This window comes from Mycobacterium sp. NPDC006124, assembly GCF_040614235.1.
Taxonomy (GTDB): domain Bacteria; phylum Actinomycetota; class Actinomycetes; order Mycobacteriales; family Mycobacteriaceae; genus Mycobacterium.
The window spans coordinates 219,421-234,021 of sequence record NZ_JBEXUA010000007.1; the positions used below are offsets into that span (position 1 = coordinate 219,421).

Annotated in this window: 17 protein-coding genes; 13 read left to right on the top strand and 4 right to left on the bottom strand. The window is 67.6% G+C overall.

Annotation, left to right across the window (positions count from 1 at the left end):
- Positions 1–6: 6 nt before the first annotated feature.
- A complete protein-coding gene (locus tag ABZ195_RS16740) occupies positions 7–753 on the bottom strand; it encodes a helix-turn-helix transcriptional regulator (RefSeq protein WP_355219590.1) in 747 nt (248 codons plus the stop codon).
- 334 nt (positions 754–1,087) lie between these two features.
- On the opposite strand from ABZ195_RS16740, the gene ABZ195_RS16745 reads away from it, so the two are divergent.
- From ABZ195_RS16745 to ABZ195_RS16760, 4 genes are all read left to right on the top strand, one after another.
- On the top strand, positions 1,088–1,420 hold the full coding sequence (locus ABZ195_RS16745) for a WhiB family transcriptional regulator (RefSeq protein ID WP_355219591.1): 333 nt from the start codon (positions 1,088–1,090) through the stop codon (positions 1,418–1,420).
- 286 nt (positions 1,421–1,706) lie between these two features.
- Complete coding sequence (locus tag ABZ195_RS16750) at positions 1,707–2,156, top strand: EVE domain-containing protein (RefSeq protein ID WP_355219593.1); 450 nt, start codon at positions 1,707–1,709, stop codon at positions 2,154–2,156.
- A complete protein-coding gene (locus ABZ195_RS16755; protein WP_355219594.1) occupies positions 2,153–3,106 on the top strand; it encodes a pirin family protein in 954 nt (317 codons plus the stop codon). The genes ABZ195_RS16750 and ABZ195_RS16755 overlap by 4 nt, the downstream gene beginning before the upstream one ends.
- Positions 3,107–3,119: 13 nt before the next feature.
- The gene (locus ABZ195_RS16760; RefSeq protein ID WP_355219595.1) at positions 3,120–3,431 is read left to right on the top strand and encodes a GNAT family N-acetyltransferase; all 312 of its coding nucleotides are present in this window, start codon (positions 3,120–3,122) and stop codon (positions 3,429–3,431) included.
- Positions 3,432–3,443: 12 nt separating this feature from the next.
- Here the strand turns inward: ABZ195_RS16760 and ABZ195_RS16765 are convergent, their stop codons facing one another.
- On the bottom strand, positions 3,444–3,947 hold the full coding sequence (locus ABZ195_RS16765; RefSeq protein WP_355219597.1) for a PPOX class F420-dependent oxidoreductase: 504 nt from the start codon (positions 3,945–3,947) through the stop codon (positions 3,444–3,446).
- A gap of 107 nt (positions 3,948–4,054) precedes the next feature.
- Here ABZ195_RS16765 and ABZ195_RS16770 point away from each other — a divergent pair, with 107 nt between their 5' ends.
- Both ABZ195_RS16770 and ABZ195_RS16775 read left to right on the top strand, forming a co-directional pair.
- A complete protein-coding gene (locus ABZ195_RS16770; protein ID WP_355219598.1) occupies positions 4,055–5,485 on the top strand; it encodes a peptidase in 1,431 nt (476 codons plus the stop codon).
- A gap of 95 nt (positions 5,486–5,580) precedes the next feature.
- Complete coding sequence (locus ABZ195_RS16775) at positions 5,581–5,916, top strand: Lsr2 family protein (RefSeq protein ID WP_355219600.1); 336 nt, start codon at positions 5,581–5,583, stop codon at positions 5,914–5,916.
- A gap of 10 nt (positions 5,917–5,926) precedes the next feature.
- On the opposite strand, the gene ABZ195_RS16780 is transcribed toward ABZ195_RS16775, so the two are convergent.
- Complete coding sequence (locus tag ABZ195_RS16780; protein WP_355219602.1) at positions 5,927–7,174, bottom strand: Ig-like domain-containing protein; 1,248 nt, start codon at positions 7,172–7,174, stop codon at positions 5,927–5,929.
- 99 nt (positions 7,175–7,273) lie between these two features.
- Between ABZ195_RS16780 and ABZ195_RS16785 the strand changes: the two genes are divergently transcribed.
- Positions 7,274–8,221 carry a cation diffusion facilitator family transporter gene (locus ABZ195_RS16785; RefSeq protein WP_355219603.1) on the top strand — a complete coding sequence of 316 codons (948 nt, stop codon included), beginning with the start codon at positions 7,274–7,276 and terminating at the stop codon, positions 8,219–8,221.
- A 14-nt stretch (positions 8,222–8,235) separates the two neighbouring features.
- Here ABZ195_RS16785 and ABZ195_RS16790 read toward each other — a convergent pair whose 3' ends face one another.
- On the bottom strand, positions 8,236–9,717 hold the full coding sequence (locus ABZ195_RS16790; protein WP_355219605.1) for a GAF domain-containing protein: 1,482 nt from the start codon (positions 9,715–9,717) through the stop codon (positions 8,236–8,238).
- Between the two features lie 165 nt (positions 9,718–9,882).
- Between ABZ195_RS16790 and ABZ195_RS16795 the strand changes: the two genes are divergently transcribed.
- The 6 genes from ABZ195_RS16795 (at position 9,883) to ABZ195_RS16820 (ending at position 14,430) form a co-directional block, all read left to right on the top strand.
- Positions 9,883–10,920 carry an amidohydrolase family protein gene (locus ABZ195_RS16795; protein WP_355219607.1) on the top strand — a complete coding sequence of 346 codons (1,038 nt, stop codon included), beginning with the start codon at positions 9,883–9,885 and terminating at the stop codon, positions 10,918–10,920.
- Positions 10,917–11,666, top strand: a complete 750-nt coding sequence (locus ABZ195_RS16800; protein WP_355219609.1) for an iron-sulfur cluster assembly protein — start codon at positions 10,917–10,919, stop codon at positions 11,664–11,666. Before ABZ195_RS16795 ends, ABZ195_RS16800 begins: the two co-directional genes overlap by 4 nt.
- Positions 11,667–11,671: 5 nt before the next feature.
- Complete coding sequence (locus tag ABZ195_RS16805) at positions 11,672–12,697, top strand: NAD(P)-dependent alcohol dehydrogenase (protein WP_355219818.1); 1,026 nt, start codon at positions 11,672–11,674, stop codon at positions 12,695–12,697.
- 17 nt (positions 12,698–12,714) lie between these two features.
- A complete protein-coding gene (locus tag ABZ195_RS16810; RefSeq protein ID WP_355219610.1) occupies positions 12,715–13,035 on the top strand; it encodes a putative quinol monooxygenase in 321 nt (106 codons plus the stop codon).
- A gap of 89 nt (positions 13,036–13,124) precedes the next feature.
- The gene (locus tag ABZ195_RS16815; protein ID WP_355219612.1) at positions 13,125–13,412 is read left to right on the top strand and encodes a YggT family protein; all 288 of its coding nucleotides are present in this window, start codon (positions 13,125–13,127) and stop codon (positions 13,410–13,412) included.
- Between the two features lie 58 nt (positions 13,413–13,470).
- Positions 13,471–14,430 carry an undecaprenyl-diphosphate phosphatase gene (locus ABZ195_RS16820; protein WP_355219614.1) on the top strand — a complete coding sequence of 320 codons (960 nt, stop codon included), beginning with the start codon at positions 13,471–13,473 and terminating at the stop codon, positions 14,428–14,430.
- Positions 14,431–14,601: the final 171 nt, after the last annotated feature.

Here is a 14,601-nt window from a genome sequence, read left to right on the forward strand (position 1 = left end):
TCAGCTTCAGTCGAGCTGACCGATCAACGCCTCGACGGCATCCATGTCCGGCGCGGAGACCGTCTGCTCCGACTCGATGCGAGCGACGACGTCCTCCGCGACGCCTGCGGCTTGCGCGGTCTCGCCGATGGTGAGGTTCGCGGTGCGCCGGGCGGCGTACAGACGCTGACCAAGGGTGGCGCCGCTGGCTGTCGCCGCCCTCGTGGTCAGCTCGTCGATCCGCCGCCGCACCGCGCTGAGCGCCCGAATCAGGGCAGGGGTCACGCGGCCGATGCGCGTCGCGCGCGCGGCCACGGCCTCGAGCCGTCGGAGATCGGACAAGATCGCGGAGATTCGAGCGATGAACTCCGGGTCGTCGACGGGCGGCAGTGCGTCGATCGTGGACCCGAGGGCGTTGGCGGCGGCGACCACGGCTTCGGCGATGAGTGAGCCTTCGTCGACGGCAGTGCCGTCCCCGGCGCCGACCACGGAGGGTTCGCGGTCGGCCGCCTGCGGGCCGGCGCGCAGCCGGTTGATTGTGCCCGGCGGCCACCGCAGTACTTCCTCGAGCTTCGCCCGCGTCTTGTCACGCGGCCAGCTTCGACCCTTCTCGAAGGAGATCAGTGCGCCGGCGTTGATGATTCCGTCGGCGGCCAGCCGGCGCTGAGAGATGTCCAGCTCGCGCCGACGTGCGGCGGCGGCCGCCCCGGCACGGGCCATGCCTGCATCCACGATCGTGGCGTCGTCGTCCGTCGCCTCCGCCGGGATGGTCATCTGTGCTTGGTCCTCGTCGAGCTGCAATGGTTTGACGGCTCCGCTGACCGTAGCAGTCGTTTGAACTGCTGCGGCTGACCCCCTTGAACTGTCTCATTGCTACGGCTGGTGGTCAACCCTTGAGGGGTTTCACCTCGACGATCGTTTTCTCGTTTACGCAGTTGAGCGAGGTGTATTCGGGAACATCGTTCGTACAGTCGGTCTGCTGCACACCACATCTGTAGGCAGCCGTCCCCAAGCGCTTCGGTTAGAACTGTTGCATCGCTACGGTTACTGCTATACCTTTGGTCCATCGCGACGCACCCTACTGCGACGCTCGGACAAGGAGTACGACATGTTGGCTTCCCGGATCGGACTGGCTACGACGAATCCCGTCGGGTTGGACGGACTACCACTCGGCGAGTGCAGCAAGGATCCGGAGCGATGGACCACGGTTGCAGACGAGGACGCCAAGTCCATCTGCCGGATGTGTCCCCGCCGGTGGGCCTGCGCACGCGAGGCCGTCGAACTGCCGAGGGCCGAGGGGCTCTGGGCGGGCATCGTGGTGCCCGAGGCCGGTCGCGGCCGCGGTCATGCCCTCCGGCAGTTGCGCGAACTGGCCGAGCGTCACGGCTATCCCGTTCGCGCCCGGCGAATCTTCGTCGAGCAATTCCTGGAATCTGCCTGATCAACGCCGGGGTGTCCGCGAATCGACGTCGAGGGGTCGTCGGTTCGGAATACCCAACGGGGCGTGAGCGGTTAGACTCTCTACGACGGTGTCGCTCATGCCCCGGGTACCAACTAAATTCGTCGCCTAGAGCGACCACTTGCCGTGAGGCGCCATGGCGGCACCGTCGCCTGAGCCGCCGATGCACTCGCATCGGCGGCTTTGGGCTTTGTGGAGCAACTTCTGCCTGTGGACGACGTCGCCGGTCGCCGAGATTCTGTCGGCAGCCACTCGTAGCTTGACCGACATGACCACCTATTGGATCAACACCGTCAGCCGGGGACACGTCACACGAGGTGTCGCCGGGGGCTTCACCCAGGCCAATCACGGCAAGCCGCACATGCTCCGCCGCATGGCCCGCGACGACTGGATCGTTTTCTACTCACCCAAGACCGACTACCCCGACGGCGATCCGTTGCAAGCGTTCACCGCGATCGGCCGGGTCGCCGACGACGAGGTCTACCAGGAGGACTTCGACCCGCAGTTCCAGCCATGGCGCCGACGGGTGGAATTCCTGCCGTGCGTCGAGACGCCCATCCGGCCGCTGATCGACGAACTCGCCTTCATCGAGAACAAGGCACAGTGGGGCTATCGCTTCCGGTTCGGTGTCTTCCAGATCTGCATCGACGACTTCGAGCTGATCCGCGCAGCGATGACGGGCCTGACGACGGCGCCCGGAGCTACTCTGGCGCAGTGAGCAACACCGAGGCGGCGCCAGACCAAGTCTCCTGCGGGCCTTCGCCATTCACCGGTGTCCTGCATCCTCGCGAGGTGCCCCTCGGCGGTCCCCGAGCGATTCGGGTTCGGCGGACCCTGCCGCAACGGGAACGGTCGCTCATCGGCGCGTGGTGCTTCGTCGACCACTACGGCCCACACGACGTTCGATCCGGGACGGGGATGGACGTGCCACCGCACCCGCACACCGGGCTACAAACCGTCAGCTGGTTGTTCAGCGGCGAGATCGAGCATCGCGACAGCGCCGGGGTGCGCGCCCTCGTGCGTCCCGGCGAACTGAATCTGATGACGGCGGGCGCGGGCATCTGTCACTCCGAGGTCTCGCTGCCCACCGCACCCGTCCTGCACGGCGTGCAGCTGTGGGTCGCCCTGCCCGACGCCGCCCGGCACACCGTCCGCGACTTCGCCCACTTCACCCCGACCGTCCACGTCGTTGGCGCCGCCGAGGTCCGGGTGTTCCTCGGCGATCTCGACGGCGCCCGGTCGCCAGTGCACACCTTCACCCCGCTGCTGGGCGCCCAGGTCGACCTCGCGCCGGGTGGGGTGGTCGAGCTCGCGGTCGACCCTGCCTTCGAACACGGCGTGCTGCTCGACGAGGGGCAGGTGCGCGCCGGCGGTACGTCGTTGGGGGTCGCCGACCTCTGGTACCAGTCACCAGGGCACGACGTCGTCGAATTGACGAACGGCGGCGACGCCCCGGCGCGGATGCTGCTGCTCGGTGGCACGCCGTTCACCGAGGAATTGGTGATGTGGTGGAACTTCGTCGGCCGTAGCCACGACGAGATCGTGGAGTACCGCCGCGCATGGGAGAGGCACGACGAGCGCTTCGGTTCGGTCGAGGGCTATCCGGGTAGACGACTGGCCGCCCCGCCGCTGCCCACCTCGACGCTGATCCCCCGCCCCAACCGCTGACCCGAGGAGTTTCATGACCATCGCCAAGACCACCGACAAGACCGGCGCGGAGACCACGGTGACCGCCGAGTCGGACCGCTTCGTGATCGCCGTCGAGGGCGAGAACGTCGGCCTGGCCGAGTTCTACGACCGCGACGGGCGACGCACCTTCCCGCACACCGAGGTCGACCCAAAGTTCCAGGGCCGCGGGCTGGCCACGATCTTGGTCGCCGAGGCGCTTGCGGCGACGCGGGGGGCCGGGCTACGCGTGGTGCCGGCGTGCTCGATGGTCGCCGACTTCATCGACAAGCATCCCGAATACCGGGACATCACCGACGCGCGCTGACTTCAGGCCTTCTCAGCTCAGGTACTGAGCCGTCGACCCCGCGACGGGCATCTCGCCCATGCCGAGCTTTCGGTGGTCCCAGCTGCGCGTCCGGGTGGGCACCAACCGCACGGCGATGCGGTTGTTCATCATCTGGTCCACGAACGGTTTCACGTCGTCGGTGTACGGACCGGTGTAGCGCTCCCAGACGCTGATGCCCACGCGCAGAAGCAGATCCGGGTCGTCGTCGACGATGTGGGCCTCACCGTCGAAGGACACCCCGCGCAGGGTGTCGTAGGTGTGGCCGTCCTCGATCATCACGGTGAGGCGGGGATCGCGACGCAGGTTGACCGCCTTCTGCGATTTCGACTTGGTCTCGAACCAGATGTCCCCGTCGACCACGGCGTACCACATGGCGACCAAGTGCGGCCGGCCGTCAGCGGACAGCGTCGCCATGGTCGCGGTGCGACTGCGCTCGACGAACTCGACGATCTCGTCGTCGCTCATCACGATCTTCGAACGTTCGTTCCTGCCCATCTAATATCCCTATCAGGGCCTGCGACGTGGGCGCTCACCGGCCCGCCGTTATACCCTCGCCCTTTCGTGTGATCACCGGGTGTGTCGACCGAGCGGGACGTGGACCAATGAGCGGATTGAAACCGGCGCTGATCGCCGCGGTGGTGGTGCTTCTGGTCGCCGGATGCGCGAGCACGACCCGGGGTGTGGCGGTCTCACCGCTCTACGATCCGTTCCGCGCCGGCGGCCTGCCCGCCGAAGACGGACCCAGCGGCATCCGCGAGGACGCCCCCGCACCCGAGGGCGAGGTGAAGGGTACCGACGGTGGCGACGCCGACAAGCTGGCCACCCTGGGAGTCAACGACGTCACGGAATTCTGGGAGAAGAACTACGCCGACTCGTTCGACGGATCATTCACCGCCATAAGGGATCTCGAATCGTTCAACTCGGAGAGTCCGTCGAGTCCCGAGATTTGCGGCGGAGAGACCTATGACAATCCCAACGCATTGTTCTGTCCGCCAGATGATCTCATCGCCTGGGACCGTGGCGTGCTTGTGCCGCTTGGCCAACAGTTCTTCGGCGACACGTCGATCGCGGCCCTGCTGGCCCACGAGTACGGCCACGCGGTTCAGGACATGGCCCACATCGCAGACGACGACACCACCATGCTGGTGAGCGAACAACAGGCCGACTGCCTGGCGGGCACCTACATCCGGTGGGTGGCCGAGGGGAAGTCGTCGCGCTTCCGACTCAGCACCGGAGACGGACTCAATCACGTCCTGGCGGGCGTGCTCACGCTGCGCGACCCGACCTATGTCGCCGACGACGCCCCGTATCTCGAGCAGGGTCACGGCACCGCGCTCGACCGCATCAGTGCGTTCCAGATTGGTTTCACCTCCGGGGCGTCGGAGTGCGGAAAGATCGACATGGACGAGATCACCCAGCGGCGTGGAGATTTGCCGTTGACGCTCCCGGCGGAGAACGGCGGCGAACCGACGACCGGCGACGTCGAGGTGACCGAGGACGTCGTCACCTCGCTGGTCGACGTGCTCGGCACGGTGTTCACACCGGCCAACCCGCCGAAGCTGTCCTTCGACGCACCGGAGTGCTCCGACGCCAAACCCAGCCCGGCGGCGTCGTATTGCCCGGACAGCAACACGATCTTCGCCGACGTGGCGACACTGGCGGAGATGGGGAGGCCGTCGGACCGCGAGGACTACACGTTGCTGCAGGGTGACGACACCGCCTTGTCGGTCGTGACGTCGCGCTATGCGCTGGCGGTCGAACACGAGCGCGGCGAGCCGCTCGACACCGCCGCGGCCGCATTGCGGACTGCTTGCCTGACGGGCGTCGCCCAGAGTGCGATGTCCGAAGACGGTGGCCTGGCACTGACCCTGACGGCCGGGGACCTCGACGAGGCAGTCGCGGGACTGCTGACCAACGGCATGGTGGCGAGCAACGTCGACGGTGAGACGGTGCCAGCCGGATTCACCCGCATCGTGGCGTTTCGTTCCGGCCTCGGCGGCGACGCAAATCTTTGCTACGACCGCTTCAAGTAAAGCGTCGGCAGGTAGTGACCTTTGGCCACAGCACCGTTCGCTATCATGATGAACATTCCCGGTAACACCATGAGTGCGAGGAGGGTTGGCGGCCAGTGGCAAAGAAGACCGTCGTCGAATGGGTCGACGACATCGACGGGACCGCTGCGTCGGAGACGGTGACGTTCACCATCGACGGTTCCCGATACGAAATCGACCTGTCGGAGAAGAACGCCGCCAAGCTGCGCAAGACCATGAGTGGCTGGATCGAGGCCAGTCGGCGCGCGTCGAGCCGCCGGACGCGTAGCGCCCAACAGCCCAAGAGCGACTCCTCGGAGTCGACCAAGGCTCGAAAGTGGGCCATGGACAATGGTTTAGACGTCGGCCCGCGCGGACGCCTGCGCTCCGAGGTCATCGACGCCTACCGGACGCGGTCGACCGACAAGAAGTAGCGCTGACGCGTCAGCCGCGAAGTGTGCTGCCCTGCAGCCACTCTCGCCACGGCACGCTCCAGTCCCCGTTCTGCCATTGCGCCAGCGGTTCGCCGCCGGTGTTGCGTACCTCGACCACGTCACCAGGCTGGGAGAATTCGTAGAACCAGCGGGCGTTCTCGGCGCTGAGGTTCAGGCAACCCGCCGAGACGTTGGTGTTGCCCTGCGCCCACACCGTCGCCTCCCGCTCGTGGAGATAGATGCCGTCGGGGCTGATGCGCGTCGCATACGGAACGCTGATCCGGTAGCCCGACGCCGACTCCACTGGCAACCCATAGGTCGACGAGTCCATCAACACGGGGTTGGCCTTGTCCATCACGGTGTAGACGCCGCGCTGGGTCCAGAAGTGAATCGCCTTGCCTCCAACGGTTTCGGTGCCGCCCCGGCCCATCGAGGTCGGCATCGTCCTGACGAGCCTCCCGTCCTCGTAGACGTCGACCTGCTTGGTGACGTCGTCGGCGATGGTGACGTGGGAGGGGCCGATCGTGAAGTCGACGCCGGTGTCCTCCTGGCCGTACAGACCGTCGCCAAGCTCGGCGCCGTAGAGACCCGCCGCGACGCGGACGGAGGTGTTGGGTGGGAAGTACTCCCGCGGGCGCCAGTGCGCCTTGCGGTCGTCGACCCAGGACCAGGCCCCGACCACCGGCGGATCGGTCGTGACCTGCATCCGACGCTCGGCTGCGGCCCTGTCGACGATGGGGGTGTCGAAGCGGGCGACGATCACCGTTCCCACGCCATAGGTTGCGCCGTCGCGCAATTCGGCCCCCGCCGTCGTGGTGAGCCTGACACCGGTCTGCTTCTGGGGCACGACCGTCGAGAAGCGGGTCGTCTTGGTGGTGACGGTGGCGTCGGTGCCCCGCCCGGTCGCCGTCAGCGTGTAGGTGCGCCCGTACCCGAGCGGTACCGCGGGCCGCCACGCGGTGGCGTCGGCGGTCATCGCGCCTGCGATCGTCCTGCCCTCCTCGTTCACGAGGCGGACGTCGGTCAAGGTCCCGGAGTCGGCGGCCACCCACGCGGCGTCGGTGGGGACGACGTCACGGGCGCCGGTCGGCGGAAACAGTGCCAGCCGGGGTGGTTCCGCGGCGGCGGCCGGTTCGGTCGGTGTGGCGTTGCGTTCGGCACGGTCGGGGCGAGGGCCGTCACCGGTCGCGAAGGCCAACGCGGCCACGACGGCGATCGAGGTCGACCACGCGGCACGGTGTCGATATGAGGGGGTCACGGGCACGTCTCCGGTCGGCACAGCATCTACGTAGCAGCATAGTAGATGGAGACCGGCGATACATTCCAATATTCGCATGTGTCGATGTACGCTCCCTGCATGGCAGAGAGCTCACACGATCACGGCCCCGGCGGGCACTCCCACGGAGTGGCCGTCGACGCCGACCGGAAGTGGTTGACGCTGGCGCTGGTGCTCATCGTCGGCTTCATGGCCGCCGAAGTCGTCGTCGGCGTGATCGCGGGTTCACTCGCCCTGATCTCCGACGCGGGGCACATGCTCACCGACGCCGTGTCCATCGTGCTCGCGTTGATCGCCATCAGGCTCGCGGCCCGGCCCGCCCGCGGCGGCTACACCTACGGCCTCAAACGCGCGGAGATCCTCTCGGCCCAAGCCAACGGCATCACGCTGCTCCTGCTGGCCGCCTACTTCGTCTTCGAGGGCGTCCGTCGGCTGGTCGACCCCGGCGAGGTGGAGGGCCTGCTGGTATTCGTGACCGCGTTGGTCGGCATCGCCGTCAACGTCGCCGCCACGTGGTGCATCAGCCGGGCCAACCGGTCCAGTCTGAACGTCGAGGGCGCCTACCAGCACATCCTCAACGACCTCTACGCCTTCATCGCCACCGCGGTCGCCGGCGCCGTCGTGTGGCTGACCGGCTTCGCCCGGGCCGACGCCATCGCCGCATTGGTCGTCGCCGCCCTCATGGTCAAGGCCGGCTGGGGCCTGGTGCGCGCCAGCGGACGCATCTTCCTCGAGGCCGCACCCGAGGGCGTCGACCCCGCCACGGTCGGCGCGGAACTCGTCGAGGTCGGCGCGGTCGTCGAGGTGCACGATCTGCACATCTGGCAGATCACCTCGGGCGAAGCGGCGCTGTCGGCGCACGTCATCGTCGGCGACGGCGCCGACTGCCACGCCATCCGCGGAGAGCTCGAGCGGATCCTGCACGAGCGGCACGGCATCGACCACACCACCCTGCAGGTCGACCACGTGTGCGCCGACGACCCCGACGAGCACTGCGCCGAACCGCACGGCCAGTCCTACCGCAGCTAGCGGAGAGCCAGCGCCTAGGTCGACCGCGGCACGCGAATGCCGTACTGACTTATCTTGCGGTACAACGTCGCCCGGCCCATTCCGAGCTCCCGGGCTGCCTCGGCCATCGTCGGCGCGCCGCGGGCCGACAGCACCCGGACGATCTCCGCGCGCTCGAAGGCCTCGATGCGGGACAGGTTTCGCGACGGGCCGGCGAGAACCTCCGGGGGCAGGCTGCCCACGTCGACGACGTCGTTGCGGTTGGCGGCGTGGGTCACGACGCGGGCGAGCTGGTCGACGTTGCCCGGCCAACCGTGGCTCTGCAGCGCGCGAGCCGCTGCGGGGCTTACGACCACGTCGCGGCCACGCGCACGCTTGGCGACGTGCGCGGCCAGTGGCAGCACGTCCTCGGGCCGATCCCGCAGCGGCGGAACCTCGACGACGGTGTCGACGAGACCGGCCAACGCCGACGGGATGTCCTCGAATCGCTCGGCGGTGACGGCGAAGGGCACCCGGGCGTCGCGACTGGACCGGACCACCAGGTCCCTGAGTTGGTCGGCGACCCACGTCGGCAATAGGTCGACGTCGCGCACGATGACCGCGGTGTGCTCCTTGCCAAGCTCCGGCGTCCACAAGCCGAGCCAGGTCTGCACGTCCGACGCCCCCGGCGCGCTGGCCGAGAGGATCCGGTCGCGCGGGTAGGTGTGCCGCGCGGCCTGGGCGAGCAGCGTCGCCCGGCCCGCTCCCGGTTCTCCGATGGCGGCCACGACGCTGCCCGCGGCCATGGCCCGCTGCGCCGTCGCCACCGCGGCGTTCCAGGACTCCGAGAGGTCGTGCAGGCTGCCAGAACCGGGCTCCAGCCGCGGCATCTCCACGCGGAACACCTGCCCGCGCGGCGTCTGACGGGGGCGGCGTCCGTTGGACCTTGCGAGCATCAGCGCGGCGGTGTTGCTCGCCGCCGACCGCGCCAGTGCGAGCAGCAGCTCACTCGAAGACTGCGACCAGGTGGTGAGGTTGACGCAACCCTCCAGCCGACCGGTCGTGGCGTCGAGTACCGGCACGGCCGCGCAGGTGAACGTGCACAGGCTCATCGCGTAGTGCTGGTCGGCCCGCACCAGTGTCGGCGCGCGGTCGGCGAGCGCGAGGCCCAGCCCGTTGGTGCCGACGTCGCGTTCGGCGTAGGCGAAGCCGGGCGCGAGGTGCACCTCGTCCAAGGCCCGCAGCAGGCCGTGATCACCGCTCATCCGGCTCAACACCACGCCGTCGGCGTCGGTGAGCATCATGCTCACCGGCTCGCCGTCGAGGGTCCGGTGCAGATCCAGCAGCACTTCGTTGCCGCATTCGGCGAACAGCGACTCCAGGTTGTCGGTGCCGGTGAACACCGGTTCCACGCTCTCGGCGGGGACGCCGTAGCCCTCGCTGCGCTGCCAGGACGCCAGCAGTCGGCGGGGCACCTCGGGTGCCTCGCGATGCTGCAGTTGATGCAGCTTCATTCGATCGGGTAGTCCGTCAGTCACGCTGTGATCCACGTTACAGACATCGGCGGCACGACCGGTGTGCCGAATCCCGTCGGGCAGTCTCAGATTGAGACGCCCGGTCTCTCGTCGCGACCGTCGAGCGTCCCTAGGCTCCGGTCAGTTGATGTGACAGCCCTCACACCACCATGACTGCAGGGAGACCTCGTGTATCGCAAGGACGGCAACAACTACTTCATCGTCGACGCCCACATCGCCCTGTGGGACGCGCGCGTCGAGAACCAGCGCAACGTCCACGGCAAGCAATTCATCGACTGCTTCTACGACTACCACCGCAACCTGTCGCCCGAGTCCGAGGTGTGGAGCTACGAGGATTACCTGTATCAGGGCGGCGAGCGCCTGATGAAGGACCTCTTCACCGACGGCTACGTCGACCACGCCATCTTCCAGCCCGCCCACCTCGGCGAGTTCTACTACAAGGGGTTCGGCCAGACCGCGGAGGCGTCCGAGCTGGCCAAGGCGCATCCCGACAAGCTGACCTACAACCACCACTTCGACCCCCGCAACGGCGAGGTGGGCCTGGATCAACTGCGTCTCGACGCCGAGAAGTACGACCTGAAGGGCGTGAAGCTCTACACCGCCGAATGGCACGGCGAATCTCGGGGCTACAAGCTCGACGACCCCTGGGCCTACCGGTACTTCGAGGCGTGCCGCGAACTCGGCATCAAGAACATTCACGTGCACAAGGGACCCACCATCCGCCCGCTGGACCGTGACGCCTTCGACGTGGCCGACGTCGACCACGTGGCGTCGGACTTCACCGATCTGAACTTCATCGTCGAGCACTGTGGCCTGCCGCGGTTGGAGGACTTCTGCTGGATCGCCACGCAGGAGCCCAACGTGTACGCCGGTCTCGCCGTGGCGATCCCATTCATCCACAGCCGGCCCAAGTACTTCGCCCAGATCATGGGCGAACTGCTCTACTGGATCGGCGAGGATCGCATCTTCTTCTCCTCGGACTACGCCCTGTGGACGCCGCGCTGGCTCATCGAGTCCTTCGTCGACTTCAACATCCCGGCCGACCTCGCCGAGTACCCGCAGATCACGGTGGACCAGAAGAAGAAGGTCCTCGGGCTCAACGCCGCGAAGCTCTACGACATCCCGGTGCCCGCGGAGCTGCAGATCCCGGACGCCGATCAGACCGCGACCGGTCCGCGCGGCGCCGAAGATCTGGTGCAGGCGTGAGGGGACCCGAGGAGCTGGCGTTCGCCGCCCTCCACGTGGTGATCGACCCCGAGCTCGACGAGCCCATCACCGACCTGGGGTTCGTGCACACCCTCGTGGTCGACGCGGCCAACGACGTCGAGGTGCACCTGCGCCTCCCGACGTCGTTCTGCGCACCGAACTTCGCCTACCTCATGGCGTCGGACGCAAAGGACGTCCTGACGGCGTTGGAGTGGACGAACCAGGTCATCGTCGAACTCGACGACCACCACGACTCGGAGATCATCAACACCGGCCTGGCCGCCGACGCCGGGTACCGGGGCACGTTCGGCCACGAAGCCGAGGACGATCTCGAGGAGCTACGGACGACGTTCCAGCGCAAGGCGCACACCGCCGCGATGGAGCGGTGCCTTACCGCGTTGCTTCGGGCCGATCCTCTGCGCCCGGTCGGACGGCTCGGTCGGGTCACGATCGGTGATCTGCCCGACGACGCCGCCCGCGAATCGCTGCTGCGGCGCCGGATGAGCATCGGATTGTCAACGGCCGCTGATGATCTGGTGATGGTCGACCACTTGGGTAGAGGGTATGCGCCCGATGCCGTGCCGATGGCGTTGCGGCGGGCCCGCTCCACCAGGATCTCGATCGACGGGAACGCCCACTTCTGCCGGGGCCTGCTGCGCACGCGGTACGTCGACGGTGGTAGCGAAAGTCTCACGGCACCGGTAGATCTCGAACTCACACTCGCAGGAAGGAACCCACAGTCATGAGCACCATGAAGGCCGTCCAGGTGGTCGGCTACCACCAGAACCTGGAGATGGCCGAGGTCGAGAAGCCCACCCCGCAGGGCCCCTTCGACGTCGTCGTCAAGATCGGCGGGGCTGGTGTGTGCCGAACCGACCTGCACATCCTCGAGGGCCAGTGGGCCGAGAAGTCTCAGGTGCAGTTGCCCTACACGATCGGCCACGAGAACGCGGGCTGGGTGGAGGCGGTCGGCTCGGCGGTCACCAACGTCACCGAGGGCGACAAGGTGATCGTGCATCCGCTGATCACCTGCGGGCTGTGCCGCGCCTGCCGCTCCGGTGACGACGTGCACTGCGAGGCCAACGCCTTTCCCGGCATCGACACCAACGGTGGTTATGCCGAGTATCTGAAGACCTCGGCGCGCAGCGTGGTGAAGATCGACGATTCCCTGGAGCCGTCGGACGTCGCCGCGCTGGCCGACGCCGGCCTGACCGCGTATCACGCGGCCGCGAAGGCGGCGCGAAAGCTGACTCCGCGGGACCGCGTCGTCATCATCGGCGCCGGGGGCCTGGGGCACATCGGCATTCAGGTGCTCAAGTCCTTGTCGCCGGCCGAGTTGATCGTCGTCGACCGCAATCCCGAGGCGCTCAAGCTCGCCGAGGCCATCGGTGCCGACCGCGGCGTGATCGCCGACGGCAGTCACGTCGAGCAGGTGCTCGAGCTCACCGACGGCAACGGTGCAGAGGCCGTCGTCGACTTCGTCGGCGAGGGAGGGGCCACGGCCGAGGGCGTGGCGATGCTGCGCGGTGCCGGTGACTACTACGTCGTGGGATACGGCGAGAACATCGACGTGCCCACCATCGACATCGTCTCGAGCGAGATCAACTTCATCGGCAACCTCGTCGGGTCCTACAACGACCTGTGTGACCTGATGGCGCTGGCCGCCCGGGGCAAGGTCAACCTGCACACCCAGAAGTACCAGCTCGACGACTTCCAGTCGGCCATCACCGATCTCGACAACGGCGACGTCCGCGGACGCGCCATTCTGATTCCCTAGAGAAGGAGTGATCTGCCGTGATCTTCATCGTCGTCAAGTGGACCCCGAAACCCGAGCACGTCGAGGACTTCCCCAGCGTCGTCGCCGACTTCACCGAGGCCACCCGCAACGAACCGGGCAACCTGTTCTTCGAGTGGTCACGCAGCCTGGATGACCCCGGCGAATACGTTCTGGTGGAGGGGTTCCGCGACGGGGACGCGGGTGGCGAACACGTCAACAGCGAGCACTTCAAGACGTTCGTCGCCATGGCGCCGAGTGTCTTGGCGTCGACGCCGCTGATCATCAGTGACTCCGTCGGCGCGGACGGTTGGGGCGAGATGGGCGAGATCACGGTCTGAGGACACTTTCTCGGCCCCCTCTCAGGAACCCGTCAGCCGCTCCTCATGGACGCGGCGCAGGCTCCTGAAGTGGGAAGGGAGAATGTGCGATGGTCGCCAGCCTGCTGAGTTTCGTCCTGTTGCTGTTCGAGATCGTCCTGATCGCCAGAATGGTGGTCGACTGGGCGGGGATGCTGTCCCCGCAGGCCGGTGGAAGCGCCAGCATGTACCAGGCGCGCAGGGTGACCCACGGGATCACCGAACCCGTGCTCGCCCCGGTACGGCGCGTGCTGAGGCCCGTCCGCGTGGGGTCGGTGTCGATCGACCTGGCCTTCACCGTCGTGTTCGTCGCCGTGCTGATCCTGCGGGCGGTGATCCCGGCCGTGATCCCGTTCTGACCGCAGCGCGGGCCGCCACCGTCAGCAAACTCCCAGGGGAGAGCTGCATCATCGCCCGGTGAGCAGTCTGAGCTATCTCGAAGCGACCGTGGTCGGCCTGTTCCAGGGCGTCACCGAGTTGTTCCCCGTCTCCAGTCTCGGACACTCGGTGCTGGTGCCCGCCCTGATCGGCGGCCGCTGGGCCACCGATCTGGACGTCTCCGCGCCGGAGTCGCCCTATCTCGCGTTCATCGTGGGGCTGCACGTGGCGACTGCGGCAGCGCTGCTCCTGTTCTTCTGGCGGGACTGGATGCAGATCGTCACCGGCTTCGTCACGTCCGTGCGGTACCGGCGAATCGAGACCACCGGTGAACGCCTGGCCTGGCTGATCATCGTCGGCACCGTCCCGGTGGGCGTGTGCGGTCTGGCACTCGAGCACACGTTCCGCACCACTCTGGGCAAGCCCGTGCCCGCGGCCGCGTTCCTCGTCCTCAACGGCGTCGTCCTGTACGCCGGCGAGCGGCTGCGGCGACGGCGCGACGACAGCGGGGTGGTCACCAGCGCCAACCCCATGATGGCCGGAGCTGCGGACGCCAAGGACGCGCGGCACGGCGGTGTCGCGACCGCGACGACCGTCGACGGTATCGACGAACGCCTCGCCCGCACGTCGTTGCCGCGTGGTGCGCTGATCGGAGCCGCGCAGACGCTGGCCTTGCTTCCCGGCATAAGCCGGTCGGGCGTCACGATGACCGCGGGTCTGCTGCGGGGGCTCAGCCACGACGAGGCCGCCCGGTTCTCGTTCCTCCTGGCGACCCCGGTCATCCTCGCCGCCGGGGTGCTGAAGGTTCCGGATCTGTTCGGCCCGTTGGGTTCTGGCATCGGCGGCCAGGTACTGGCGGGCAGCGTCGCGTCGTTCGTCAGCGCCTACCTCGCCGTCCGGTTCCTGACCAAGTACTTCCACACGCGCACGATGACGCCGTTCGCGATCTACTGCGTGGTGGCCGGCGTCGGCAGCCTGCTCTGGCTCGCGCTGCGGTGACGACCGACGCCGACTCGTCGACTGGCGACGTCCGGACCGCGCCACGTATCCTCAGCCGAGCGTTCGGTACGGCGCGCCCGCGCGCCGTGGGTGATTCGAATCACCTTCACAGGCGCGTCACGAGGTTCCTCCCGCATGGTGGGAGGTGGCAGTCAATCGAAGGTGGCGGTG

Coding starts and splice junctions, on each gene's coding strand:
- ABZ195_RS16815 (WP_355219612.1), top strand. CDS start 13,125: ATGGTCGCCAGCCTGCTGAGTTTCGTCCTGTTGCTGTTCGAGATCGTC.
- ABZ195_RS16745 (WP_355219591.1), top strand. CDS start 1,088: ATGTTGGCTTCCCGGATCGGACTGGCTACGACGAATCCCGTCGGGTTG.
- ABZ195_RS16805 (WP_355219818.1), top strand. CDS start 11,672: ATGAAGGCCGTCCAGGTGGTCGGCTACCACCAGAACCTGGAGATGGCC.
- ABZ195_RS16770 (WP_355219598.1), top strand. CDS start 4,055: ATGAGCGGATTGAAACCGGCGCTGATCGCCGCGGTGGTGGTGCTTCTG.
- ABZ195_RS16750 (WP_355219593.1), top strand. CDS start 1,707: ATGACCACCTATTGGATCAACACCGTCAGCCGGGGACACGTCACACGA.
- ABZ195_RS16785 (WP_355219603.1), top strand. CDS start 7,274: ATGGCAGAGAGCTCACACGATCACGGCCCCGGCGGGCACTCCCACGGA.
- ABZ195_RS16740 (WP_355219590.1), bottom strand. CDS start 753: ATGACCATCCCGGCGGAGGCGACGGACGACGACGCCACGATCGTGGAT.
- ABZ195_RS16760 (WP_355219595.1), top strand. CDS start 3,120: ATGACCATCGCCAAGACCACCGACAAGACCGGCGCGGAGACCACGGTG.
- ABZ195_RS16765 (WP_355219597.1), bottom strand. CDS start 3,947: ATGGGCAGGAACGAACGTTCGAAGATCGTGATGAGCGACGACGAGATC.